General features: G+C 72.7%; 27 protein-coding genes. 16 read left to right on the forward strand and 11 right to left on the reverse strand.

The features are described 5' to 3' along the window. Window positions 1-112 precede the first annotated feature (112 nt). From AB0F89_RS11760 to AB0F89_RS11775, 4 genes are all read left to right on the forward strand, one after another. A complete protein-coding gene (locus tag AB0F89_RS11760) occupies window positions 113-523 on the forward strand; it encodes a hypothetical protein (RefSeq protein WP_367135397.1) in 411 nt (136 codons plus the stop codon). 127 nt (window positions 524-650) lie between these two features. Further along, window positions 651-1,304, forward strand: coding sequence for a response regulator (locus AB0F89_RS11765; protein WP_367138842.1), 654 nt, complete (start codon window positions 651-653; stop codon window positions 1,302-1,304). 126 nt (window positions 1,305-1,430) lie between these two features. After that, the gene (locus tag AB0F89_RS11770; RefSeq protein ID WP_367135399.1) at window positions 1,431-2,177 is read left to right on the forward strand and encodes a trypsin-like serine protease; all 747 of its coding nucleotides are present in this window, start codon (window positions 1,431-1,433) and stop codon (window positions 2,175-2,177) included. A 199-nt stretch (window positions 2,178-2,376) separates the two neighbouring features. Next, the gene (locus AB0F89_RS11775; RefSeq protein WP_367135401.1) at window positions 2,377-3,183 is read left to right on the forward strand and encodes an SAM-dependent methyltransferase; all 807 of its coding nucleotides are present in this window, start codon (window positions 2,377-2,379) and stop codon (window positions 3,181-3,183) included. 4 nt (window positions 3,184-3,187) lie between these two features. Here the strand turns inward: AB0F89_RS11775 and AB0F89_RS11780 are convergent, their stop codons facing one another. After that, complete coding sequence (locus AB0F89_RS11780) at window positions 3,188-3,616, reverse strand: MarR family winged helix-turn-helix transcriptional regulator (RefSeq protein WP_367135403.1); 429 nt, start codon at window positions 3,614-3,616, stop codon at window positions 3,188-3,190. A gap of 70 nt (window positions 3,617-3,686) precedes the next feature. On the opposite strand from AB0F89_RS11780, the gene AB0F89_RS11785 reads away from it, so the two are divergent. Next, window positions 3,687-4,184, forward strand: a complete 498-nt coding sequence (locus AB0F89_RS11785) for a hypothetical protein (protein WP_367135405.1) — start codon at window positions 3,687-3,689, stop codon at window positions 4,182-4,184. Here AB0F89_RS11785 and AB0F89_RS11790 read toward each other — a convergent pair. The 3 genes from AB0F89_RS11790 to sodN form a co-directional block, all read right to left on the reverse strand. Continuing rightward, window positions 4,159-4,644, reverse strand: a complete 486-nt coding sequence (locus tag AB0F89_RS11790; protein WP_367135407.1) for an N-acetyltransferase family protein — start codon at window positions 4,642-4,644, stop codon at window positions 4,159-4,161. The genes AB0F89_RS11785 and AB0F89_RS11790 overlap by 26 nt on opposite strands. Further along, window positions 4,637-5,242, reverse strand: coding sequence for a histidine phosphatase family protein (locus AB0F89_RS11795; protein WP_367135409.1), 606 nt, complete (start codon window positions 5,240-5,242; stop codon window positions 4,637-4,639). The genes AB0F89_RS11790 and AB0F89_RS11795 overlap by 8 nt, the downstream gene beginning before the upstream one ends. Before the next feature lie 275 nt (window positions 5,243-5,517). Then, window positions 5,518-5,937 carry a superoxide dismutase, Ni gene (gene sodN, locus AB0F89_RS11800; RefSeq protein WP_053719552.1) on the reverse strand — a complete coding sequence of 140 codons (420 nt, stop codon included), beginning with the start codon at window positions 5,935-5,937 and terminating at the stop codon, window positions 5,518-5,520. Window positions 5,938-6,039: 102 nt separating this feature from the next. Here sodN and AB0F89_RS11805 point away from each other — a divergent pair, with 102 nt between their 5' ends. Beyond that, window positions 6,040-6,351: a S26 family signal peptidase gene (locus tag AB0F89_RS11805; protein WP_367138844.1), complete on the forward strand. Its 312-nt coding sequence runs from the start codon at window positions 6,040-6,042 to the stop codon at window positions 6,349-6,351. 30 nt (window positions 6,352-6,381) lie between these two features. Here the strand turns inward: AB0F89_RS11805 and AB0F89_RS11810 are convergent, their stop codons facing one another. Beyond that, a complete protein-coding gene (locus tag AB0F89_RS11810; RefSeq protein WP_367135411.1) occupies window positions 6,382-6,975 on the reverse strand; it encodes a dTDP-4-dehydrorhamnose 3,5-epimerase family protein in 594 nt (197 codons plus the stop codon). A gap of 313 nt (window positions 6,976-7,288) precedes the next feature. Here AB0F89_RS11810 and AB0F89_RS11815 point away from each other — a divergent pair, with 313 nt between their 5' ends. The 4 genes from AB0F89_RS11815 to AB0F89_RS11830 all read left to right on the forward strand — a co-directional run bounded on the left by AB0F89_RS11815 (window position 7,289) and on the right by AB0F89_RS11830 (window position 12,865). Beyond that, window positions 7,289-8,449 (forward strand): NADP-dependent malic enzyme, encoded by a 1,161-nt coding sequence (locus tag AB0F89_RS11815; protein ID WP_367138846.1) that lies wholly within the window; start codon window positions 7,289-7,291, stop codon window positions 8,447-8,449. Window positions 8,450-8,672: 223 nt separating this feature from the next. Further along, the gene (locus AB0F89_RS11820) at window positions 8,673-11,843 is read left to right on the forward strand and encodes an EAL domain-containing protein (protein ID WP_367135413.1); all 3,171 of its coding nucleotides are present in this window, start codon (window positions 8,673-8,675) and stop codon (window positions 11,841-11,843) included. Between the two features lie 18 nt (window positions 11,844-11,861). After that, window positions 11,862-12,278, forward strand: a complete 417-nt coding sequence (locus AB0F89_RS11825; RefSeq protein WP_367135415.1) for a YbaB/EbfC family nucleoid-associated protein — start codon at window positions 11,862-11,864, stop codon at window positions 12,276-12,278. Next, window positions 12,275-12,865 (forward strand): hypothetical protein, encoded by a 591-nt coding sequence (locus AB0F89_RS11830; protein ID WP_367135417.1) that lies wholly within the window; start codon window positions 12,275-12,277, stop codon window positions 12,863-12,865. Before AB0F89_RS11825 ends, AB0F89_RS11830 begins: the two co-directional genes overlap by 4 nt. A gap of 47 nt (window positions 12,866-12,912) precedes the next feature. Here AB0F89_RS11830 and AB0F89_RS11835 read toward each other — a convergent pair whose 3' ends face one another. Then, the gene (locus AB0F89_RS11835; RefSeq protein WP_367135419.1) at window positions 12,913-14,454 is read right to left on the reverse strand and encodes a bis-aminopropyl spermidine synthase family protein; all 1,542 of its coding nucleotides are present in this window, start codon (window positions 14,452-14,454) and stop codon (window positions 12,913-12,915) included. A 116-nt stretch (window positions 14,455-14,570) separates the two neighbouring features. On the opposite strand from AB0F89_RS11835, the gene AB0F89_RS11840 reads away from it, so the two are divergent. From AB0F89_RS11840 to AB0F89_RS11855, 4 genes are read left to right on the forward strand one after another with little or no spacing between them, the layout of a single operon-like run. Continuing rightward, entirely contained in the window at window positions 14,571-15,629 is a 1,059-nt protein-coding gene (locus tag AB0F89_RS11840; RefSeq protein WP_367135421.1) for an ABC transporter ATP-binding protein, read from the forward strand. Window positions 15,630-15,678: 49 nt separating this feature from the next. Then, complete coding sequence (locus AB0F89_RS11845; RefSeq protein ID WP_367138848.1) at window positions 15,679-16,284, forward strand: ABC transporter permease; 606 nt, start codon at window positions 15,679-15,681, stop codon at window positions 16,282-16,284. After that, a complete protein-coding gene (locus tag AB0F89_RS11850; RefSeq protein WP_367138850.1) occupies window positions 16,284-17,045 on the forward strand; it encodes an ABC transporter permease in 762 nt (253 codons plus the stop codon). Before AB0F89_RS11845 ends, AB0F89_RS11850 begins: the two co-directional genes overlap by 1 nt. Beyond that, window positions 17,042-17,929: an ABC transporter substrate-binding protein gene (locus AB0F89_RS11855; RefSeq protein ID WP_367135423.1), complete on the forward strand. Its 888-nt coding sequence runs from the start codon at window positions 17,042-17,044 to the stop codon at window positions 17,927-17,929. The genes AB0F89_RS11850 and AB0F89_RS11855 overlap by 4 nt, the downstream gene beginning before the upstream one ends. Before the next feature lie 42 nt (window positions 17,930-17,971). On the opposite strand, the gene AB0F89_RS11860 is transcribed toward AB0F89_RS11855, so the two are convergent. Continuing rightward, complete coding sequence (locus AB0F89_RS11860; protein WP_367135425.1) at window positions 17,972-18,775, reverse strand: IclR family transcriptional regulator; 804 nt, start codon at window positions 18,773-18,775, stop codon at window positions 17,972-17,974. Window positions 18,776-18,820: 45 nt separating this feature from the next. Here AB0F89_RS11860 and AB0F89_RS11865 point away from each other — a divergent pair, with 45 nt between their 5' ends. Both AB0F89_RS11865 and AB0F89_RS11870 read left to right on the forward strand, forming a co-directional pair. After that, window positions 18,821-19,300 (forward strand): SigE family RNA polymerase sigma factor, encoded by a 480-nt coding sequence (locus AB0F89_RS11865; protein WP_367135427.1) that lies wholly within the window; start codon window positions 18,821-18,823, stop codon window positions 19,298-19,300. Then, complete coding sequence (locus AB0F89_RS11870; protein WP_367135429.1) at window positions 19,300-20,367, forward strand: hypothetical protein; 1,068 nt, start codon at window positions 19,300-19,302, stop codon at window positions 20,365-20,367. The genes AB0F89_RS11865 and AB0F89_RS11870 overlap by 1 nt, the downstream gene beginning before the upstream one ends. A 45-nt stretch (window positions 20,368-20,412) precedes the next feature. Here AB0F89_RS11870 and AB0F89_RS11875 read toward each other — a convergent pair whose 3' ends face one another. From AB0F89_RS11875 to AB0F89_RS11890, 4 genes are read right to left on the reverse strand one after another with little or no spacing between them, the layout of a single operon-like run. Further along, window positions 20,413-20,667 carry a hypothetical protein gene (locus tag AB0F89_RS11875; RefSeq protein WP_367135431.1) on the reverse strand — a complete coding sequence of 85 codons (255 nt, stop codon included), beginning with the start codon at window positions 20,665-20,667 and terminating at the stop codon, window positions 20,413-20,415. A gap of 9 nt (window positions 20,668-20,676) precedes the next feature. Further along, window positions 20,677-21,207, reverse strand: coding sequence for a hypothetical protein (locus tag AB0F89_RS11880; protein ID WP_367135433.1), 531 nt, complete (start codon window positions 21,205-21,207; stop codon window positions 20,677-20,679). After that, complete coding sequence (locus tag AB0F89_RS11885) at window positions 21,200-21,985, reverse strand: ABC transporter permease (protein ID WP_367135435.1); 786 nt, start codon at window positions 21,983-21,985, stop codon at window positions 21,200-21,202. The genes AB0F89_RS11880 and AB0F89_RS11885 overlap by 8 nt, the downstream gene beginning before the upstream one ends. 2 nt (window positions 21,986-21,987) lie before the next feature. Then, entirely contained in the window at window positions 21,988-22,926 is a 939-nt protein-coding gene (locus AB0F89_RS11890; protein ID WP_367135437.1) for an ABC transporter ATP-binding protein, read from the reverse strand. Between the last annotated feature and the right edge of the window lie 125 nt (window positions 22,927-23,051).

Below are 23,051 nucleotides of genomic sequence, written 5' to 3' on the forward strand. Positions count from 1 at the left end.
CCGGCTCGCCGAAGAGACTGCTGTGATCATCGCTCCTGGGGCGGTCGAGCGGGACTCGCCAACCGGGTGGCCTACGATGCGTGACGAGTACTCACGGTGAGGAAAGGCCCAGTTGAAGGGGCACGGAGTGGCGACCACGGGCAAGGTTCCACCGGCTGTTCGGGTGGCCGGCGCGCTGACCGCGTTGCAGGGCCTGGTCGGGCTGGCCGGCGCGGTCGCGCTGGTGGTGCGGTCGTTCAGCGCGGAGGACGCGGGCGCGGTGCTGGGCGAGGCCGCCTACTTCACGGTGGTGTCGACGGGCGTGTTCGCGGCGGGCGTCGGCCTGGTGTTCGGCAACCACTGGGGCCGCACGCCCGCGGTCGTCGTGCAGCTGCTCCTCCTGGGTGTCGCCTGGTACATGTACGGGCCGTCCGGCCGCCAGCTGTGGGGCGCGCTGCTCGGCGCGTACGTCGTGGGCACGCTCGTGCTGCTGTTCACCAACCCGGTGCGCCGATGGGCGCTCGGCGTGGACGAGGACTCTTAGACCACCCGGTGCGGTATCCACCGATCGGTTGATACCGCACGACGGCGGTGGACGGTCGGGGTCGGTCGAAGCGCCGATTCGCGGATGGTGGCCGGGCCGTGCCGGTGATCGGGGTGGCCGGGTGACGATGTTGCGCCTGGTGGTCGTGGACGACCACCCCGTGGTCCGCGACGGCCTGCGCGGCATGCTCGGCACCCAGCCCGACTTCGAGGTCGTCGGCGAGGCCGCGGGCGGCGCGGAGGCGCTGACCGTCGTCGCCGCCACCCGGCCGGACGTCGTCGTCACCGACCTGCGGTTGCCCGAACCCAGCGGCGGCGCGCTGATCAGGCTCCTCCGGGAGCGCGTGCCGGGGGTCGCGGTCCTGGTGCTCACCACCCACGACACCGACTCCGACGTGCTGCCCGCGGTCGAGGCGGGCGCGATCGGCTACCTGCTGAAGGACGCGCCCCGGGAGGAGCTGTTCCGGGCGGTCCGGGCTGCCGGCCGGGGTGAGACCGTGCTGTCGCCGTCGGTCGCCACGATGCTGCTCGGCCGCGTTCGCCCGCAGCAGCCGCTGCCGCGGGCCCGGCTGAGCGCGCGTGAGCGGGAAGTGCTCGAACTGGTCGCCGAGGGCCGGACGAACCGCGAGGCGGCGGCCCTGCTGTTCATCAGCGAGGCGACGGTGAAGACCCACCTGCTGCACATCTACGCCAAGCTCGAAGTCCCGGACCGGGCCGCCGCCGTGGCCGCCGGCTACCAGCGGGGGCTCCTGACCGGGCCGGCCGGGCCGGGACCCGGGTAGGGCATTCGGACGCCGACCATCGTCTGGCTGCCCGCCGACTAACGGCGGGTGGCCAGCGTCACTCGGACAGGTGACGCTGTGCGTGGTGAATTCACCACTCCCTGCGTTCGTTGAGGTGACAACTCCATGCGATTCACTCGCGCCCTGTCCGCGGTGGTCGGAGCCACTACCGCACTGCTGTCCGCCTTCGCGCTGACCACGCTGGCGCCGACTGCCTCCGCTGAAGAGGCGGACGTGCAGCCGTACATCATCGGCGGTGGCACGGCCACCAACGCCCCCTGGGCGGCCCGCCTGTTCCGCAACGGCCAGCAGAACTGCTCGGCCACCATCATCGCCCCCACGTGGGTCCTGACCGCGCAGCACTGCGTGGCCAGCTCGGGCACCTACACGTTCCGCATCGGCAGCCTGGACCAGACCACGGGCGGCACGATGGCCACCGCCACGCAGATCATCCAGCACCCGTCGGTCGACCTCGCGCTGGCGCGGCTGGACCGGTCGGTCGCGGGCACCTACGCGCCGCTCGGCACCACCACCGCCGTCGCGGTCAACCAGACCGTGCAGCTCTACGGCTGGGGCGCGACCTGCACCAACCAGCCCGAGATCAACTGCCAGGCCCGCTACCTCAAGTACGCCAACACCCGGGTGACCTCGGTCAACGGGCGTGACTACCGGGGCGGCATCGCGATCTCGGTGTCCCGGATCGACGGCATCGCGGCCGGCGGCGACTCGGGCGGCCCGATGTTCGCCACCAGCCCGGTGGACGGCCGCCGCTACCAGGTCGGCGTCGCCTCGACCAGCGACCGCTCCAGCCGGTCGAACTACACCGCCGTCACGCGCTACCGCGACTGGATCCGCTCCTACGCCGGCGTGTGACCGAATTCCCCGGCCGAGGGGGCTGGACCTCTCCCCTGCGCCGCCCCCTCGGCCGGGGCACCACGGCCCGCACCGCCGTCACTCACCAGTTCCAATCACCCTGCGTGTTCACCATTGGTGGATGGACACGAACGGAGTAGCCAGATACGGTCTGGCAGGCGTCCACGCCGCTCCGGGTGCAGTCAGGGTGAGGTGTGCAGTGCAGAACCCCCCGAGGTGGGTGTCGACCAGCGGTGATGTCGAGCGCCCCAACGTGGCCCGGCTGTACGACTACTACCTCGGTGGAGCGCACAACTTCGCGGTCGACCGCGAGTTCGCCGACCGGTCCATGAGGCTGGTGCCGACCGCCGCGATGGTGCAGCACAGCCGCGCGTTCCTGCGCCGGGCCGTGCGCCTGTGCGTCGAGCGCGGCATCCGCCAGTTCCTCGACCTCGGTTCCGGCATCCCCACCGCGGGCAACGTGCACGAGGTCGCCCAACGCGCCGACCCGACGTGCCGCGTGGTGTACGTGGACAACGAGCCCGCCACCGTGGCGCACAGCCGGACCATGCTGCGCGACAACGCGGGCGCGGCCATCGCCGAGGCCGACGTCCGGGACGTGGGCGCGGTGCTGGGCACGCCGGAGGTGCGCGGCCTGCTCGACCTGGCCGAGCCGGTGGCCCTGCTGATGGTCGCGATCCTGCCGTACCTGCCCGACGCCGACCGCCCGGCCGAGGTCGTCGGCCGCTACCGGGACGCGATCGCCGACGGCAGCTACCTGGTGATCAGCCACCTGACCGCCGACGAGCAGCCGGACGTGGTGGGCAAGCTGCTGGAGGTCACGGCCGCGGCCGGCACGCCGATCGTGGCGCGGTCCAAGGCCGACGTCGAGGCCATGCTCGACGGGTTCGACCTGCTGGAGCCGGGGTTGGTGCTGTCGACGTCGTGGCGGGCCGAGGACGAGCCGGAGAGCGGCGCGGAGGCGGTGTCCTACGGCGCCGTGGGCGTGAAGCGGCCGACCGGCTGACGCCTCAGCGCGGCTCGGTGAGCAGCCTCGTCTGCTCCTTCAGGACCTCCACCGTGCGCACCACCCAGTCCGCGATCACCTGCCGCTGGTCCGGGCTGTAGCTCGCGGCCACCTCGTCCATCGCCGCGCCCAGCCCGGCGAAGACCTGCCCGAACGCGCCGGGGATCGCGCTGATCACCACCCGCCTGCGGTCGCCGGGGTCGGGTTCGCGCCGCACCAGGCCCGCGCGTTCGAGCCGGTCGGCGACGCCGGTGACCGCGCCGGGCGTCAGGTTGATCTCCTTGGCCAACTCGCCCGCGGACAGCGGGCCCTTGCCGGCGATGAGCGCGAGCGCGCGCTGGTCGACCGCCGTCACGCCCAGGCGGGCACCGACGGCCTCGTGGAACGCGACCACCGCCGTGCTCAGCTCGCGTCCGTAGTCCCGCGCGTCCATGCAGCTCACTTTAGCCGGACTGATATTTCAGTACACTGAACTAAAATATTCGGTTACTGAGGGGGTTGTGGTGGCGGAGCTGCGGTTGGCGTTCGAGGTGGTGCGGTGGGCCGGGCGGTTCTACCGGCGGCACTGGGCGGTGGTCGTCGGGTTGTCGCTGGTCGCGTCCGTGCAGCGGCTCGTGGTGGTGAACTGGGGCGAGCACGTGCCCGGCGCGGTGGCGTTCGCGTCCGAGGTCGTCGTGGTGGCCGCGCGAGTGCTGCTGGTCGTGGTGATCTGGCGGTTGGCGACCAGGGGGGAGCGGCTGACGTGGGCCGACGCGCGCGCGTTCACGACGCGGCACTGGCCGAGCCTGGTGTGGCAGGGCGTGCTGCTGGCGGTCGCGTTCCTCGTGTTCGACGTCGGGACCGAGCAGGTGCTCGGCGGCCTGCTGCCCGAGTCGGCCCGGCAGGTCTACCTGGCCGTGCTGCTGTTCGCGAAGAACCCGACCGTCATCGCGTTCACGTTCGTCTGGTGGGTGGGGCTGGTCCGGCAGGTCGCCGTCAGCCGTCCTGCCCCAGTCGGGTGAGCGGGCCGTCGGTGAGCCGGAACACGGTCCACTCGTCCATCGGGATCGCGCCGAGCGACTTGTAGAAGCCGATCGCCGGCGCGTTCCAGTCGAGCACCCACCACTCCAGCCGGGCGTAGCCGCGCTCGACGCACTCCCGCGCGAGGGCTTGGAGGAGCGCCCGGCCCAAGCCGTCGCCGCGGTGCGCCGGCTGGACGTACAGGTCTTCGAGGTAGATGCCGTGCGTGCCGCGCCAGGTGGAGAAGTTGAGGAACCACAAGGCCGTCCCGACGACCCGACCGTCCACTTCGGCCACGTGGCCGAACAGCGCGGGCGAGGGGCGGAACAGGGCGTCGTGCAGCTGCTCGGCGGTCAGGTGGCACTCGTGCCGGGCGCGCTCGTACTCGGCCAGCTCCTCGACCAGCCCGACGATCGCGGGCACGTCCTCCTCGCGGACGCGGCGGACGCGGGCGTCAGTCAACGTCGACCTCCCAGGCCGGGACGTTCAGCCGGCGGACCTGCGGGTCGCCGCGCTCCTCGCCGAGCACCGTCGTGCCGGCCGGGTCCAGTCCGAAGTGGACACCCTCGCTCGGCGGCAGGCCCAGCCAGGTGGCGATCAGCACGCGGCTGAAGTGCCCGTGCCCGACCAGCACCACGTCCCCGCCCGGCAACGCCTGCCGCGCCCGCTCCAGCACCGCGACGGCGCGCGCGTGCACCTGGTCCGCCAACTCGCCGTGCGGCACCGGGTGGGTCCAGACCGTCCAGCCCGGAACGGTCTCGCGGATCTGCGGCGTGGTCAGGCCGTCGTAGTCGCCGTAGTCCCACTCGGCCAGCTGCTCGGTGCGCTCGACGTCGTGCAGCCCGGCCAGCTCGGCCGTGCGCCAGGCGCGTTGGCGCGGGCTCGACAGCACCAGCGCGGGCGGCAGGTCGGTGGCGCGCAGGCGGGCCAGCACGGCGCCCGCGCGGCGGGCCTGCTGCACACCGGTCCCGGTCAGCGGCACATCGGTCGTCCCCGTGTGCCGCCCGCTCTCGGACCACTCGGTTTGCCCGTGCCGGAGCAGGTAGACGTGTGAGGTCACAGGGGCGAGCTTACGTAGCCGGCGTCCTCGGGGCGGGCCAGGGCGCGGATCACCTTCGGAGGCGGGACGCGGGTGTCACGGGACCCGGTGTCGGCGGCAGGGTTGTCGCCGGGGCGATGATTCGACCCGAAACCCTCTCCCCGGGTGAAATCGAAACTGCCGCAGCGCATTTGCGGACGGCGCCGGGAAGGCCGGGGAGACCTCGCACCGGAAATGGGACGACGCTGACCAGTGAAATGCTTTCCGCTGGTCAGCGCCGTGGTGGTGCGGGTGGATCAGGCCGCGGCCTTGGTCTCCCAGAAGATCTTGTCGATCTGGGCGATCAGGTCGAGCAGTTCCTGGCCCTTGGCGGGGTCCATGGAACCCTTGGCGCCGGACGCGCCGGCCGCCTTGGTGGCCCGGTTGAACAAGTCGTGCAGCTCCGGGTACTTCTCGAAGTGCGGCGGCTTGAAGTAGTCGGTCCACAGCACCCACAGGTGGTGCTTCACGAGTTCCGACCGCTGCTCCTTGATCAGGATGGCGCGGGAGCGGAACTCGGGGTCCTCGTTCGCCTGGTACTTCTCCTGAATCGCCTTGACCGACTCGGCCTCGATCCGGGCCTGGGCCGGGTCGTAAACACCGCACGGGAGGTCGCAGTGCGCGGTGGCCTCCAGGAGCGGGCGGCGGAGTGAACGGATGCGCGACAGAAGTCGCATCTTTCCTCCCTGACAGTGGATGCTCCGACGTGACGAACCCTACTCCGGGACCTCGTCGCGAGCAGTCGGAGGTGATCGTTGGCACGACCGGGAGGCAACCCGTTGCCGCTGGTTCGGGTGGTGGGGCCCTCGATGTCCCCCACCCTCAGGACGGGGGACGTGGTGCTGGTCCACTTCGGGAAACCGCCCCGCCCGCGCGATCTCGTGCTGGTCAGGTGGCCGGCGCGGCCGGGGCAGCTGTCGGTGAAGCGGGCGGTCCGGTCGGACGGCGGTGGTTGGCACGTGGAGGGTGACAACCCGTTCGCCTCCACCGACTCGCGCACGCTGGGAGCGGCGGAGGTGGTCGGGGTGGTCCGCGCCCGGCTCTGGCCGCGCCCCCGCCTGCTGCGCCGGCGGCCCGCACCCGGGAGCTGAGCCCGCGGGCCGCCGGCGAACCCGGGCGACCTACCCGCGCAGCTTCGCGTACCAGGACACGCACTCGTCGTACGACGGCAGCAGCCCGCCGTCGCGGGCCTCCTCGAACGTCGGCGCGGCGGCGTCCTTCGGCGACAGCAGCGGCGTCACGCCGGTCGGCCACGGCAGGTCCATCGACAGCGGGTGGACCGCGTGCTCGGCCTTCGGGTTGAAGCCGACCGAGCACAGGTACGACGCGACCGTGCCGTCCTCCAGCGCCATCAGCGCGTGGCCCATCCCCTCGGGCAGGTACACGGAGTTGAACGCCTCCGCCGACACCTCCACCGCCTCCCACTCGCCGAACGTCGGCGAACCGACGCGCAGGTCCACCACCACGTCCAGGAACCGCCCGCGCGGGCAGTGCACGTACTTCGCCTGCCCCGGCGGGGTGTCGGCGTAGTGCAGCCCGCGGATCACGCCGCGCTTGGACTCGCTGTGGTTGGTCTGGGCGACCTTCAACGGGTGGCCGACGGCTTCGGCGAACACCGCTTCCTGGTATGGCGCGACGAACAATCCGCGGTCATCGGGGAACACCGAAGGGGTGAACTCGAAAGCGCCGGAAATTTTCAACTCACGTGCCTGCATGGCCCACACCCTATGGCCCGGCCGCTCTTGACCGATCCTGCCTGCGGAAACTGACCGGTCGGTTCAGAAAACCGGACGTACGTTCTGTGGCACTACCTCTGACCTGCGGAAAAAGTGTGATCCGCGCCGCAGACAGCGGCCGTTGACGCTGCCATGCTTGCCCGCACACCGCCCCCGGAGCCGTCCGCCAGACCGAGTGGACGACCCCCCAGACAGGCCCCGTCGGCCCGCGTGACAACGCCGGTCCCGGTGCGCCGCAGGTTATCGCGCACCGCAGGAGGACTTCGTGACCGCATTGAACGACCAGCCCCCGATGACCACCGAATTGAGCGACGAGGAAATCTTCCGCGCTCACGAAGGCGGAAAGCTGGCCATCGGCGCGACCGCGTCCCTGGCCGACCCGCGCGCCCTCTCCATCGCCTACACCCCCGGCGTCGCCAGGGTCAGCCGGGCCATCGCCGAGGACGCCGCGCTGGCCGCCAAGTACACCTGGGCGCACCGCCTGGTCGCCGTGGTCAGCGACGGCACCGCCGTGCTCGGCCTCGGCGACATCGGCCCGAGCGCGTCGCTGCCCGTGATGGAGGGCAAGGCGGCGCTGTTCAAGACCTTCGGCGGCCTCGACTCCATCCCGCTGGTGCTGAACACCACGGACGTGGACGAGATCGTGGAGACCCTGGTCCGGCTGCGCCCGTCGTTCGGCGCGGTCAACCTGGAGGACGTCGCCGCGCCGCGCTGCTTCGAGCTGGAGGCCCGGCTGATCGAGGCCCTGGACGTGCCGGTCATGCACGACGACCAGCACGGCACCGCGGTCGTCGTGCTGGCGGCCCTGCGCGGCGCGAACACCGTGCTCGGCAAGGACGCGGCGAACCAGCGCGTGGTCATCTCCGGCGCGGGCGCGGCCGGTGTGGCGTGCGCGAAGATCCTGCTGGCCGCGGGCGTCGGCGAGGTGACCGTGGTCGACTCGCGCGGCATCGTGCACGTCGGCCGGGACGCGCTCAACCCGGTGAAGGCGCAGCTGGCCGAGGTCACCAACGGCAGCGGCCTGCGCGGCGGGATCGCCGAGGCGCTGCGCGGCGCGGACGTGTTCGTCGGCGTCTCGTCGTCCAAGGTGCCCGAGGAGCTGATCGCGAGCATGGCCGACGACGCCGTCGTGTTCGCCCTCTCCAACCCCGACCCCGAGGTGCACCCCGACGTCGCCGGGCGGCACGCCGCCGTCGTCGCGACCGGTCGCAGCGACTTCCCGAACCAGATCAACAACGTCCTCGCGTTCCCCGGCATCTTCCGCGGCGCGCTGGACGCGGGCGCCCGGAAGATCACCGAGGGGATGAAGCTGGCCGCCGCCGACGCCATCGCGGCGGTCGCCGCGGACGACCTCGCGGTCGACCGGATCGTGCCCAGCGCCCTCGACCCGCGGGTCGGGCCGGAAGTCGCCGCCGCCGTGGCCTTGGCAGCCCGGCAGGACGGAGTAGCCTGACCCCAAGTCGGAGTTGGGAGAGCTCCGGCCGCATCCGTCCGTACCCGTCGGCAGGCAACGAAACCGCTAACGTGTTGTTTCGTTAGCCCGTTGAGGGGTGGGCGATGACGCCCTGAAGCGCTACCGTCCCTCTCCTCGGGTGAATATTGCCCGTGGAGAGGGACGCCGTCTTTGGGTGCGGTCGGGCCGGTCATCCCTGCCGTAGACACGGGAAGGTGGGACCGTGCCCAAGCGGGTTGGACGCGCTCCGGTGGTGCTCGACCCTGCGCGTCCGCAGAACGGCGACGTGACACCGGCCGGTATCGGGCTGCCCGAGGCGCCCACCCTGCTCTGCGACGCCAAGGGCGTCGTCATGCGGGTGACCCCGGCCGCGGTGGAGCTGACCAAGGCCCGCTCCGCCGACGACCTGGTCGGCCGGCCGCTCGGCGAGCTGCTGCTCGGCGCCCCGGACGACCTGCGGCTGCACCGGGCCGACGGCACGCTGGTGGCGGTCCGCGTGGTGCGCACCCAGGTGCCGGGCACCGGGCTGCACGCCGTGCTGCTGGTCGACGTCTCCGACCTGGCCCAGGCCGCCGAGGACCTGCGCGACGAGCAGCGGCGGCTGCGCACCGTGCAGCGGGTCGCGCGGATCGGCTCGTGGGAGTACGACCCGGACACCGGCGTCACGGTCTGGTCCGAGTCGCACTACGAGATGATGGGCGTGCGGCCCGGCGAGGTGGTGCCCGGCGCGCAGGCGGTGCTGGACGTCGTGCACCCCGACGACCACGAGATGGTCGCCAGCTACTGGGCCAACCGGGCGCTGGACGGCAACCCGATCGACATCGTCTACCGGATCGTCCTGCCGGACGGGCAGCTGCGCTGGATCCGCGGCGTGGCCGAGGCGAAGGTGCGGTCGGACGGCCGGACCCAGTTCATCACCGGCTACATCCGCGACATCACCGACCAGCAGCTCTCCGACCGCGCGCTGGAGACCGAGCGGGCCAGGCTGCTGGAGGCGCAGCGCATCGCGCGGATGGGCAGCTGGAGCTTCGACGTCGCGTCCGGCGCCGTGCACCGCAGCGAGGTGCTGCAGGAGCTCTACGCCGAGCTGGGCATCGACCCGACCGACGACCTGCTGCTCGGCGTGCACCCGGACGACCGGGGCGCGCTGGAGGACCTGCTCTCCCGCGCGGAGGACGGCAGCACGGTCGAGGCCGAGGTGCGCAGCGACGTCGGCGACCGCGTCTACGTGTGCCGGGCGCGGGCCGAGTTCGAGGGCGGCAAGGTCAGCAGGCTGCACGGCACCATCCAGGACGTCACCGAGGCCCGCGCGCTGGAACGGCAGATGCGCGACGACCGCCGCCGGCTCGCCGACGCGCAGAAGGCCGCGCAGCTCGGCGTCTGGGAGTGGAACCTGCAGACCGGCGACGTGCTGTGGTCGGACATGATGACCGACCTGTTCGGCGTGCCGCACGACGAGCACACCCGCTACCAGACCTACCTCGACCTGGTGCACCCCGAGGACCGCGCCTGGGTGGACGACCTGTGGCAGCAGCTCGCCACCGAGGAGGTGCCGATCCAGCTGGAGCACCGGATCGTGCGCCGCGACGGCAGGCAGCGCGTGTTCCGCTGCTACGGCGTGGTGGTCAAGGGCTCGGACGGCCTGCCGCTCGCGGTCGGCACCGCGCAGGACATCACCGAGCAGCGCGCCACCGAGACCCGGATGAAACGGTCCAGCCAGCGCTTCGCGGACCTGGTGTCGCTCACGCCGGTCGGCATCGGCCTGTTCGACGAGGGTGAGCGCCTGGTCGACGCGAACGACGCGCTGTGCGACCTGCTCGGCATGGACCTGGAGCAGCTGCGCGGGATGACCGCGGGCCAGCTCACCCACCCGGACGACAACGGCACGGCCTTCCCGTCCATCGACGAGATGTCCGCGCCGGACGCCGAGCGCACGCACAAGATCCCGCAGCGCATCCTGGTCCGCCGCGACGGCGTGCAGGTGTACTGCGAGCTGCACATCGCGCTGTCCGTGCAGGACGACGGCCGCCGGTTCTGGCTGATCGTGTTCCAGGACATCACCGAGCGCCGCCGCACGGCCGAGGCGCTGCGGCACCAGGCCACGCACGACGAGCTGACCGGGTTGCCGAACCGGGCGCTGGTCAAGGAGCTGCTGGGCGGGCTGCTGGAGTCGCCGGACCGGTCGAAGGTGGCCGTGCTGTTCTGCGACATCGACAACTTCAAGCGGGTCAACGACTCGCTCGGCCACGACGCGGGCGACGAGCTGCTGGTGGCGCTGGCGCGGCGGCTGGAGGGCGGGCTGCCCGAGGGCTGCACGGCGGCCAGGCTGTCCGGTGACGAGTACGTGATCATCTGCGAGAACATCGACCACGTCGGCGGCGTCGACGCGCTGGCCACGAAGGTGGCCGGGTTGCTGCGCACGGCGGTCCCGGTGCACGGGCAGCTGGTCCGGGTGTCGGCGTCGATCGGCGCGGCCGTGCCGAACGGGTCCCGCGCGACCGGCAACGACCTGCTGCGGTTCGCCGACGCGGCGATGTTCGAGGCCAAGCGGGCCGGCGCGGGCCGGGTGTCGCTGGCCAGCGCGGCGCTGATCGCGTCGGCCGACCGCCAGGTGCACCTGGAGGGCCAGCTGCGCGAGGCGTTGCAGAACGACGGGCTGGCGCTGCACTTCCAGCCGGTGGTCGGCGTGGACGGCGTGGTGCAGACCGCGGAGGCGCTGGTGCGGTGGCCGCACCCGGACCGCGGGCTGCTGCCGCCGGACGTCTTCCTGCCGGTGGCCGAGCAGGGCGACCTGCTGCGCGAGCTGGACCGGTGGGTGCTGCGGACCGCGTTGAAGGAAGCCTCGACGTGGCCGGAGCCGGGCGGGCGGCCGGTGTCGGTGGCGGTGAACCTGGCCGGCCTGGTGCCGGGCGACCCGGAGTTCGTGGACATCGTGGCGAACGCGATCGCCGAGGCCGGCATCCCGTGGGACCGGGTGGTGCTGGAGCTGGTCGAGACCGCGCTGGTCGACCTGCCGTCGCGGGTCCGGCAGGCGATGGGCGCGCTGGTGGAGCGGGGCGTCCGGTTCGCGGTGGACGACTTCGGCACCGGCTACTCGTCGCTGGCCAGGCTCAAGGACCTGCCCGCGCAGATCATCAAGGTCGACCGCCGGTTCGTCTCCGGTGTCGGCAACGACCCGTCGGACCTGGCCGTGGCCAAGGCGGTGGTCGACATGGCGCGGGCGATGGACCGCAAGTGCGTGGCCGAGGGCGTGGAGACGGCGACCCAGTTCCACGTGCTGCGCGCGATGGGCGTGGACACCTACCAGGGCTGGCTGTTCTCCCGGCCGGTGCCGCCCAAGGAGTTCCGCGCGGTGCTCGCTCTTGGCCCGTTGCACATCCCTCGCGCAGGGTGATCCTAGATACTCTGGCGAGTGAACCCGGAACGTGTGATTGCTGACCTCGAAGCTACTGCGCGTGACCTGTCCGACCGGTCGCGCGGGCTGCGGGACCGGCTCCGGCGCGTCGAGGCCACCCAGCGGTCGGCGGACGGCGTGGTGACGGTGACGGTCGCGCCGAACGGGTCGCTGCGGCACATCGAGTTCTCGCCGGACGTGACCGGGTGCTCGCCCGCCCGGCTCGGCGAGGTCGTGCTGGAGACGGTGCGGCAGGCGCAGGCGCAGGCCGCGCGGCAGGTCGTGGCGAGCGTGGAGCCGCAGTTCGCCGGCACCGCCGCGATGCGGTTCCTGGTGGGCTCGGCGCCGCCGGCGGCGGCGGAACCCGAGCTGCCCCTGCCGCGCAGCCTGTGGGCGCCCGCTGACGACCCCGAGGCCGGGACGGCCCCTCGGTGACCCGCGCCCCCGTGCTGCGGTCGGCCCCGGCGACCTGCGCCTCGGAGGCCGACCCGTTGCGACTGCTGGCGGAGTCCGGGCTCGGGTGGTTGGCGGAGCACGTCGACTTCCTCCGCGAGCCGCTGGGCCGGCCGGCGGACCACGGTGACCGGTTCGAGGAGGCCGTCGCCACCTGGGAGCAGGTCGCGACCACGTTGAGCGGGATCGCGCGGCGGCGCGCGGGCGGGTGGCTGACCGACGAGATCGCGGCGACGGCGCGGGTGTGCTCGCGCGTCGCGGGCCACGTCGCCGAGGCGCGGGCGATCACCGCCGCGGTCCAGGGCGTGCTCCGGGACGTGCTCGCGGTGTACGTGGCGGAGGTGCTCGACAACGCCGCCGTCGCGCTCGCGGCGTCGGAGATGACGGCGGGCGCGTCGGTGTCGGACTTCGCGGTGTGGGCGGTCGGTCGGGGCGCGGTCGTGCTGGAGCGGATCGGTCGGCGGTTGGCGGACCTGCTGCGCGTGCTGGCGCGGGTGCTGGCGGCGTTGCGGGTGCTGTTCGGCAGGGCGCGCGACGTGCTCGGGGTCATCACGCGGCTAGGTGGGTGAACCGGTCGGTCGGCCCACCCCGACCGGGACCGCGAGGAACGCCGCCGTCAGGAAGCCGACGCGCGGATCAGCGGCAGCAGCGCGGCGATCCGGTGCCGGGGCAGGTCGATCAGCCGCAGCTCCAGGTCGTCGTGCTCGCCGATCCGCTCCCTGGCCTCCCGCTTGGTCAACGCGCCGTGCGTGGCGGTGACCAGCGCCTCGCGCCACACGTTGCCCAGCTTGCCGTGCGCGCGCATCAACACCTCCCGCACCGCCAACCCGCCGACGTCCAGCGTGCCCGCCAGCACCTGGTCGGCCACCACCACGCAGTGCTTGCCGTCCGGAGTGGACCGCAGGAACCGCAGCGCGAACCTGGTGTCCACCAACGACGTCAGCTCCCGCTGACCCGCCGCCGACGACACGTTCGGGTGGTTGTTGGGCACCAGGGCCGCCATCCGGCCGGGCGAGCACGCCAGCAGCGTCCGCAGCAGCCACGGCCCGGGGTCGCCCGACAGGTCGACCGCCAGCGACGCCGCGCCCTTGCCGATCGGGTCGGCCCACCCCGGCGCGCGCGGCTTCGGCGGCGGTGAGGACTCCGGTCGCGGGGCGAGGTCGACCAGGGCGGCCAACGCCGTCGAGCCCGGACCGGACGCCTCGACGGACTGCGGGCCGTGCGTGTAGATGGCGGTCCTGGCCGCCGACGAGGGCGAGGCCGAGCGCCGGGACGTCGGCCGGCACACGTACAGGTCGGCCGCGCTGCCGATGGCCTGCGCGCCGTCGAACCGGTGGAACGCGGGCAGGATCGCCTCGAACACCAGCCCGAGGCGCTGCAGCTCCTGCTGCACCTTCAACCCCAGCGCGGGCGTCCGGTCGCTGAACCCGTGCGCGAGCAGCACCCGGCCCCGGCCGGGGTCCGCCAGGCACTCGATGGCCCGGCCGGCGAACAGCGCCATGCCCTCCGGCGTGTACGGCGGGTCGCTGAACACGAGGTCCGCCGACTCCAGCACGGCGGGCGGCAGGCCGAACCGGAAGTCCGCGTGCACCGTCCGCACCGGCCACCCGCGCTCCGCCGCGCGGTTCGAGACGTACTCCAGCAACCGGTCGTCCACGTCGACCACGACGACGTCGACGGCCGGGTTCACCGCGCACACCGCGAGCGACGTGAGGTCGTGGTCGCCCAGGCACAGCAGCGTGCGCCCGTCCAGGTCGTAGGTCGCGTCGAGCCACAGCGCGCGCTTCAACGCCGTTTCCGCCGTCGCCTGCACGTGGTCCAGCGCGGCCAGCGGCGGTGGCACGGCCGCGATGTCCGCCGAGATCGACCGCAGCTGCTCGGCGTGCCGCGACACCGGCTCGGCCAGCGGGTCGGCCAGGTCGCCGCGCACGCGGAACTCCGCGTAGTCGGCGGCCTTGCCCGGCGCGAGCCGGTGCCGGTCGCCGCTGGTCTCCAGGTCGTCACCGACCGCTGTCAACAGCTCCTGCACCGTTCGCCGCGGCACAGCGGGAAGCCGAACCAATTCGGCCAACGCGTGCCAGTCGCCGGCCAGCAGGTCGAGCACGCGCCGCAGCTCGCGGGCGTGCGGACCCCGTTCGGCGAGGAGTGCTCGCACCATTTCGGTTGCCACAAACGGTGCAGCCTACTGACCGCATCCTGAAACGCCGTGCCACGGTCGGGCTAACGGGCTAGGGTCGTTCGACACTTGATAACCCATCGGCAGGAGGACCACGGGTGATCGAGTTCCGCGACGTCACCAAGCGGTTCGACGACGGGACCACCGCGGTGAACAGCCTGGACCTGGTGGTCGAGGCAGGCACGATCACCGTCTTCGTCGGACCGTCCGGGTGCGGCAAGACCACGTCGCTGCGCATGGTGAACCGGATGATCGACCCGACGTCGGGCACCGTCCTGGTGGACGGTCGCGACGTGCTCGGGGTGGACCCGCCCACGCTGCGGCGCGGCATCGGGTACGTCATCCAGCAGGCGGGCCTGTTCCCGCACCGGACCGTGCTGGACAACGTCGCCACCGTGCCGCTGCTCACCGGCTGGACGCGCCGCAGGGCCAGGGAGCGGGCCGCCGAGCTGCTGGAGCTGGTCGGCCTGCCCGCCGAACTCGGCCGCCGCTACCCGGCGCAGCTCTCCGGCGGCCAGCAGCAGCGCGTCGGCGTGGCGCGCGCGCTGGCCGCGGACCCGCCGGTGCTGCTGATGGACGAGCCGTTCAGCGCGGTCGACCCGGTGGTGCGCGAAGGGCTCCAGGACGAGCTGCTGCGGCTCCAGGCCGAGCTGGACAAGACCATCGTGTTCGTCACGCACGACATCGACGAGGCCATCCGGATCGGCGAGAAGGTCGCGGTGATGCGCACCGGCGGCCACCTCGCCCAGTACGCGCCGCCCGCCGAGCTGCTGACCCGGCCCGCGGACGACTTCGTGGCGGGCTTCGTCGGCAAGGACCGCGGCTACCGCAGTCTGTCCTTTGTGGACTCATCGGGCGTCGAGGTGGCGGAGGCGCCGACGGTCGCCGAGGGCGGGTCCTCCGCCGGGGCCGGGTCTTCTTCGGACTGGCGGCTGGTGGTGGACGCGGACCGGCGGCCGCAGGGCTGGGTCGCGCCGGACTCGTCGGTGGTGCCGGGCGGCTCGCTGTACGAGGTGGGCGCGTCGATCCGGGGCGCGCTGGACGCCGCGCTGTCCTCCCCGTCCGGGTTGGGCGTCGCGGTGGACGCCGAGGGCAGGCTGGCCGGCGTCGTGACCGCGCGGCAGGTGCTGGACGTGATCGAGAGCCGCCGTGGGTGACATCCCGAAGTACCTCAGCGACGCGGGCACCAGGGCGGCGCTGCTGGACATGCTGCTCGCCCACGTCTACCTGTCGCTGGCGCCGCTGGTCGTCTCGGTGCTGCTGGCGATCGTGCTCGGCCTGCTGTGCCACCGGTTCCGGCGGGTCAACGCCACGCTGATCGCGCTGTCGAACGTCATCTACACGGTGCCGTCGCTGGCCCTGTTCGCGATCATCCCGGCGGTCATCGGCACCCAGGTGCTCGACCCGCTGAACGTGATCATCGCGCTGACCGTCTACACGACGGCGCTGCTGGTCCGGCCGGTCGCCGAGGCGCTGGCCGCGGTGCCCGCGCACATCACCGCCGCCGCCACCGCGATGGGCTTCCGGCCGCTGCGCCGGTTCCTGACCGTCGAGCTGCCGCTGTCCGTGCCGGTCCTCGCGGCGGGGGTGCGGGTCGGTTCGGTCAGCAACATCAGCCTGGTCAGCGTCGGCGCGCTGATCGGCACCGGCGGCCTCGGCACGCTGTTCACCGACGGGTTCCGCCAGCGCTACCTGGCGCCGATCATCATCGGCATCGTGCTGACCCTGGTGCTCGCGCTGGTGGTCGACCTGCTGCTGGTGCTGCTGCGCAACCGGTTGACGCCGTGGGCGAGGGTCGGTGGCAAGCCGTGATCTTCTCCGACGCCCTCTCCTGGCTGCTGGACCCGGTCAACTGGTCCGGCGGCAAGTCGATCCCGGTGCGGGTCGGCGTCCACCTGCTCTACTGCCTCGGCGCGGTGCTCGGCGCGGCGGTGATCGCGGTGCCGCTCGGGCTGTACGTCGGGCACACCGGGCGCGGCGGTGTCGTGCTGGTCGGCGGCAGCAACGCGTTGCGCGCGCTGCCGACGCTGGGCCTGGTCACGTTCCTGTACCTGGTCGCGGGCGGTGGGACGACCGGCGTGCTGATCGGGTTGGTCGTGCTCGCCGTGCCGCCGATCCTGGCGGGCGCCTACGCGGGCATCCAGGACGTGGACCGCGGCGTGGTGGACGCGGCGCGCGGCATGGGCATGACCGGCGCGCAGCGGCTGTGGCAGGTCGAGGTGCCCAACGCGCTGCCGCTGCTCGTCGGCGGTCTGCGCAACGCGATGCTGCAGGTGGTCGCGACCGCGTCGGTGGCGGCGTACGTGGGAATCGAGACGTTGGGACGTCCGCTGCTGGACGGCCTGCGGGTGCTGGACTACGGGCAGTTCGTCGGCGGCGCGATCCTGATCGCGCTGCTGGCGGTGGTGCTGGACGTGGTGCTCGCGGGCGTCGGCAGGCTGGTCGTGCCCGCGGGGTTGCGGCTGTCGGCCCGCGATCGGGGCGCACGGCGTGGTAAGGCGCAGTCGAGCAGGACACAGCCGAGGCGCCGGGAAGAGCCGGCGCCCGTCGAATCTGGAGGAAGCACGGCATGAAGCGCACGTTGGCCGTCGTCGTCACCGCGGCCGCCCTGGTCGTGTCCGCGTGCGGGTCCAAGGAGGACCTGAGCGGGAGCGGGCAGGAACCCGCGTCGGGCGGTGAGGTCGTGGTCGGTTCGGCCGACTTCACCGAGAACAAGATCCTGGCCGAGATCTACGCCGGCGCGTTGAAGGCGACCGGCGCGAAGGTGACGGTGAAGTCCGGCATCGGCGCCCGTGAGCTGGTCGTGAAGGCGTTGCAGGACAAGTCCCTCGGGGTGGTGCCGGAGTACACCGGCAACCTGCTCAACTACTTCGACAAGACCAACGCCACCACCGAGGCCGAAGAGGTCTACACGGCGCTGAAGTCGAAGACGCCGTCCGGCCTGGAGGTGCTGGAGAAGGCCGACGCCGAGGACAAGGACGTCCTGGTGGTCACCAAGGCCACCGCGGACGGCGGCGTGAAGTCGATCGCCGACCTCGGCGCGGGCAAGTACGTGCTCGGCGCGGCGGGCGAGTGGGCGCAGCGCTGGGAGACCAAGATCAAGGAGCTGTACGGGGTTTCCTTCACCGAGATCAAGACCACCGACGCGGGTGGCCCGATCACGGTGGACGCGCTGAAGAACGGCACCGTGCAGGTGATCAACCTCTACACGACGTCCGCCGACATCAAGGCCAACGACTTCGTGGAGCTGGAAGACCCGAAGACGATGTACCCGGCGCAGAACATCGTGCCGCTGCTGCGGTCGGACGCGGTCGACGCCAAGGGCAAGGACGCGCTGAACAAGGTGTCCGCGGCGCTGACCACCGAGAAGCTGGCCGACCTGGTCAAGCGGGTCGACGTGGACAAGGAGACGGTCGCGAACGTGGCGGCCGACTTCCTGAAGGACGTCACCCTGTAGCACCGGCACCGCAGTGATCGCGCTGCGGTGATCGCGGCCCGGTCACCCCGAGGGGGTGGCCGGGCCGTCGTGCGTTCGGGCCCGGCCGCCGATGCGGCCGGTCAGCTCGTCCGCCGCCCGGCGCGCCGCCGCCGCCAGGTCAGGCCACGTCTCGCCGCACTCCGCCTCGCACACGTGCCGGAACGTCAGCGTGACGGCGGCGATCGGCCGCTCGCCGTGGTCGAACACCGGCGCGGCGACCGACGCGAACCCCGCCGTGACGTAACCGTCCTCGACCGACCACCCGCGCCGCCGCTCGACGGCCAGCAGCCTGCGCAGCGCGGGCAGGTCGCGCGGCCCCCGCCCGGTCCGGTCCACGAACGGCCCCGGGAACAGCGCCCGGACCTGCGCCGCGGGCAGCCGGCCCAGCACCGCCCGCCCGGACGCGGTCAGGTGGGCGGGCAGCCGCACGCCGACGTCCGACACGATCGTGGTCGGCTGCCGCGGCTGCTCCCGCACCAGGTACAGCGCCTCCGCGCCGTGCAGCACGCCGAGGTGCGCGGTCCGCTCGACCGAGTCGACCAACCGCCGCAGCACGGGCCGCGCGAGCCGTTCCAGCGGGTCGTGCCGCAGGTAGGCGGACCCGAGCTCGAACGCGGCCACGCCCAACCCGTAGCGCCGCTCCTCGGGGAAGTGGGTGGCGAACCCGGCCGCGGCCAGCTCCGCCAGCAGGTGGTAGGTCGTCGACCTGGGCAGGGACAGCTCCCGGGCCACCGCCGCCGCCGACAGCGGGCCCGGTCTGCTCGCCAGCAGCCGCAGCACGGCCAGCCCGCGGCGCAACGCCGGCACGTCGCTGCTGCCTCCCACGGGACCCATTCTCAACAAAACGCCGGTCCGGCGCATTGGAGGGGCATGACGACCAGCTTCGAGGACTTCGCCACCCGGCAGGTCACCCCGCTGCTGCGCTACGCCACGGTGCTGACCGGCGACCCGCACCTCGCCCAGGACGTCGTCCAGGAGTGCCTGCTCAGGGCCCAGCAGCGCTGGGCGCGCATCGCCGCGGTCGACGTCCCCTCCGCGTACGTGAAGCGGATGGTCACCAACGAGTTCCTGAGCCGGCGCCGCCGCCGCAGGACCCACGTGCCGCTGCACGGGGTGGACCCGTCCACCCCGGACCCGTCCCACCACTACGACGAGCGCGAGGCGATGCTCCAGCGCATCGACAAGCTGCCGCGCAAGCAGAAGGCCGCCGTGGTCCTGCGCTACTACGAGGGCTGCGACGACGCCGAGATCGCCGAGGTCCTGAACTGCTCGCAGGGCACGGTCCGCAGCCACATCTCCCGCGCGCTGTCCACGTTGCGCGCGGACGAACGCGTCAAGGAGGCACTGTGATGGACACCGAAGACCTGATCGAGGACGCCCTGCGGCTGCGTGCCGACCAGGCGCCGCCCGAGGGCGCCGTGCTGGCCGCGCTGCACCGGCCGCGCAAGAGCCGCAAGCCGGTGTTCCTGGCCGTCGCGGCGGCCACCGCGGCGGTGGCGGTCGCCGTCGTGGCCACCACGATCGGCAGGCCCTCCGCCGGGGCGCCGCCCGCGGGTCCGGGCAGCGTGCTGCCGACCACCTCGCCGGATGCGTCCCCGACCACCGCCGCGTCGTTCGACCCGTTCACCCTGGGCTACAGCCCGTCGTGGCTGCCCGACGGGCTGACCGAGCGGAACCGGTTCGTGGACGCGACCGGGGGCGTCCAGCGCGTCTGGAAGCACGACGGCGGGCAGGTGGTGGCGCCGTCGCTGGAGCTGGTGGTCCCCAAGGACGCCGAGGCGCAGGAGCTGCTGCACCGGCAGGTCCGCGACGCCGCGGCGGCCGACCAGGTCGTGATCAACGGCAGGACCGCCCTGGTCGCGGACCCGGCGACGCTGGTGACGCCCCTGCCGGGCGACACCCGGGAGCCGGGCGCGCCGGACGGCACGCCGCCGGACACGCGGGTCGTGCTCAACCCCGAGCCGGGCCGCTACCTCCAGTTCACCCTCTCGAACACGGCGGACGCCCGCGCCGAGGCGATCCGGATCGCCGAGTCGATGAGGCCGGACCCGACGTCGCTGCGCGGCCCGGTGTCCGTCGGCGGCGAGGTCGCCCACCAGGCCGGGGTGAACGGCCTGGGCTGGCACGTGTCCACGACCGGCGTGGTCGGCGGCGTCACCTACGGCGCGAACCTGAGCAGCTACGTCGACGAGCCGATCGGGAACCCCGGCGTCGCGCCGGTCGCCGTCACGGCCCGCGGCGCGTCCGCCGAGTACCTGGGGGAGCGGGGCGGCTACCTGCGCGTCGACCTCGGCCCGGACCTGCACCTGCTGGTCTTCGGCCCCGGGCCGGGCACGACGTCGGCGCAGGACCTGGTCGCGGTGGCGGAGGCGGTCGTGCTCGACCCGGACCCCGGCCTGCCCTGGGCGACCCCCTGACGCGACGCGGTGGGCGCTCCCGAACGGGGAGCGCCCACCGCCGCGCTAGCCGCCGAACTCGATCGTGCCGTCACGCCGGCCCCGGCGGACCATCCGGTTGAAGCTCACCGCCGCCACGGCGAACCACGCCGCCCCGACGCACACCTCCAGCGCGAGCTGCGCCAGCACCGCCGACACCGGCCCTTCCGCGACGAACACCCGGATCGCGCTCAGCCCGTGCGTCATCGGCAGCGCGGACGTGACCGCGCGCAGCCAGCCCGGCCAGAACGACGTCGGCACGTTCACCCCGCTGAACGTCATCAGCACCAGTTAGCTGACGTTCAGCGCCAGCCACCGCGCCGACGGGAAGCCGAGCACGAACGACGCCACGCACGTCCCGTAGCAGTAGCACGACAGGCCGACCACGAAGATCATCAACGGCACGAGGGCCGCCGCCGGCCACGGCAGCCGCACGTCGAACAGCGGCGGCAGCACCAGGAACGCCGTGGTGGACGCGGCCACCCCCGAGCCGAGGTTCACCAGCCCGCGGCCCAGGTACACCGCGAGGTGGGTGGACGGCGCGGCGACCATCAGCGCCAGCGTGCCGGACTGCCGCTCGCCGACGGCCAGCAGGATGACCACGGTCGCGTCGATGGCCATGATCGCGACCAGGTTGCCGATCAGCAGGTAGTCGACCTGCTCCTGCGACCCGAGCACCCGGCCGATCAGCGCGAAGAAGGCCGCCTGGACCAGCAGGCGGGACAGCCAGGTGAACGTCCACGTCTTCCACGTGTGGTACGCCGAGTACATGGTCCACGAGGCGATCAGGCCGTGCTTGAGCACCCGCAGCTGGTCACGCATACGTCACCGTCCCCAGCTCGCGCGCCCGGCGCAGCGTCAGCGCCAGCAGGACCCGGCCGCCGACCAGCGCGGCGACGGCGAGGCCGCCGATCACCAGCAGCCGCCAGCCGGGGCCCGCGACCGGCGCGGGCGCCATGGCGTCCCGCATCAGGTCGGCCGACCAGGACAGGAAGACCGCGTGGGACAGCGGTCGCAGGAACTCCGGCAGGTGGTGCACCGGCACCAGCACGCCGGACAGCAGGTAGATCGGGTAGCTGAGGAAGTTCACGTAGACGTGGCCGTTGTTCGACAGCAGGAGGCCGGCGGCCAGCAGCAGGCTGGTCCCGGTCATCGCGAACACCGAGACGGCCATCGCCGCCCAGAACACCCACGGGTGGTGCACCTCCGGCGTGACGCCGAACAGCAGCCTGCCCAGCAACCACGTCTCGCCGAGCGGGACGACGCCCAGCACCATCACCGCCGAGATCCGGCCCAGGTACACGGGTTGCAGCGAGCTGGGCGAGGCCATGCCGAGGTCGAGCGTGCGGTTCCACCGCTCGCCGACGACCACCTCCGAGGCCAGGCCGACGGAGAAGCCCCACAGCCCCATCAGCGCGGGCGCGAGGAACGCGGTGGCGATCAGGTCGGGGCGGGCCGCGTGCACCACGATCGACAGCACCATCACGACGGTGAACGGGATCGTGCACAGCGTCAGCAGGGCGTCGGGCTCCCTGCGGACCAGCCAGAACTGGGTGCGCACCCCGGTCAGGAACAGGCGCGCGGTCAGGAACGGGCGCACGGTCAGACCCCCATCCCGCGCCGGCCGATGAGGTCCAGGTAGACGTCCTCCAGGCGGGGCGGGACGGCGTGCACCGAGCGCACGCCGCTGTCCAGCAGGAAGTCCAGCACGGCCCGCGCCGCGCGGTCGTCGGCGGTCTTGACCCGGAGCCTGCCGTTGCGGGTCTCGGTGCCCAGGACGCCGGGGATGCCGGTGACGTCGAGCGAGGTCTCCGCCTCGACCCAGCGGTGCAGGCCGGACATCTCGGCCAGGCCGCGCGGCGTCTCGGTGGCGAGCACGCGCCCCTTGTCGATCAGCGTGACGCGGTCGCAGACCGCTTCGGCCTCGTCCATGTCGTGGGTGGTGATGAGGATCGTGCGGCCCTCGTCGCGCAGCTCGGCGATGAGGTCGCGGAAGTCGCGGGCGGCCACCGGGTCCATGCCGGTGGTGGGCTCGTCGAACAGGATCAGCTCCGGGTCGCCGATCAGGCCGCGGGCCAGGTGCACGCGCTGCTTCATGCCCCGGGAGAACGTCTCCACGAGGTCGTCGGCCTTGTCGGCCAGGCCGAGCCGGGCCAGCAGCTCGTCGGCGCGGGCCTTGGCCACCGCGTCCGGGATCTTGTGCAGCGCGGCCCAGTAGCGCAGGGTCTGCCGCGCCGTCAGCTTGCCGTACAGGCCGCGCTCGCCGCCGAACACGATGCCGATGCGCCGCCGGACCTCGGCCGCGCCGGTCACCACGTCGTGGCCGAGCACTTCGGCGACGCCCGAGGTCGGCAGCAGGATGGTGGACAGGATCTTGCACAGCGTGGTCTTGCCCGCGCCGTTCGGGCCGAGCAGGCCGTGCACCTCGTTGGTCGGCACGTCCAGCGTCAGCCCGGCGAGCGCGGTCACCTCCTCGCCCTTGGGCCGCCACCCCTTGCCCTTGCGGAACGTCCTGGTCAGGTCGTGGACGCGAACGCTCATGGTCCCCCCTGGTGGTTTCGGCGAAGCTACCGACGGTGAGGACGCGCGGCGAGCGATTTCGGCGGGGCGAACCGTCCCGGATACCAGACACGATCGGTGGGCGCCGGGTCGTGCGCGCCGCGCCG

Origin of the sequence: Saccharothrix sp. HUAS TT1, assembly GCF_040744945.1 — a bacterium.
Lineage (GTDB): Bacteria > Actinomycetota > Actinomycetes > Mycobacteriales > Pseudonocardiaceae > Actinosynnema.

Bases quoted from the DNA above. Each gene is read 5' to 3' on its own strand.
- AB0F89_RS11765 (WP_367138842.1), top strand. From the start codon at position 651: ATGTTGCGCCTGGTGGTCGTGGACGACCACCCCGTGGTCCGCGACGGC.
- AB0F89_RS11770 (WP_367135399.1), top strand. From the start codon at position 1,431: ATGCGATTCACTCGCGCCCTGTCCGCGGTGGTCGGAGCCACTACCGCA.
- AB0F89_RS11780 (WP_367135403.1), bottom strand. From the start codon at position 3,616: ATGGACGCGCGGGACTACGGACGCGAGCTGAGCACGGCGGTGGTCGCG.
- sodN (WP_053719552.1), bottom strand. From the start codon at position 5,937: ATGCGACTTCTGTCGCGCATCCGTTCACTCCGCCGCCCGCTCCTGGAG.
- AB0F89_RS11810 (WP_367135411.1), bottom strand. From the start codon at position 6,975: ATGCAGGCACGTGAGTTGAAAATTTCCGGCGCTTTCGAGTTCACCCCT.
- AB0F89_RS11815 (WP_367138846.1), top strand. From the start codon at position 7,289: ATGACCACCGAATTGAGCGACGAGGAAATCTTCCGCGCTCACGAAGGC.
- AB0F89_RS11835 (WP_367135419.1), bottom strand. From the start codon at position 14,454: ATGGTGCGAGCACTCCTCGCCGAACGGGGTCCGCACGCCCGCGAGCTG.
- AB0F89_RS11845 (WP_367138848.1), top strand. From the start codon at position 15,679: ATGCTGCTCGCCCACGTCTACCTGTCGCTGGCGCCGCTGGTCGTCTCG.
- AB0F89_RS11855 (WP_367135423.1), top strand. From the start codon at position 17,042: ATGAAGCGCACGTTGGCCGTCGTCGTCACCGCGGCCGCCCTGGTCGTG.
- AB0F89_RS11865 (WP_367135427.1), top strand. From the start codon at position 18,821: ATGACGACCAGCTTCGAGGACTTCGCCACCCGGCAGGTCACCCCGCTG.
- AB0F89_RS11870 (WP_367135429.1), top strand. From the start codon at position 19,300: ATGGACACCGAAGACCTGATCGAGGACGCCCTGCGGCTGCGTGCCGAC.
- AB0F89_RS11875 (WP_367135431.1), bottom strand. From the start codon at position 20,667: ATGACGTTCAGCGGGGTGAACGTGCCGACGTCGTTCTGGCCGGGCTGG.
- AB0F89_RS11880 (WP_367135433.1), bottom strand. From the start codon at position 21,207: ATGCGTGACCAGCTGCGGGTGCTCAAGCACGGCCTGATCGCCTCGTGG.
- AB0F89_RS11890 (WP_367135437.1), bottom strand. From the start codon at position 22,926: ATGAGCGTTCGCGTCCACGACCTGACCAGGACGTTCCGCAAGGGCAAG.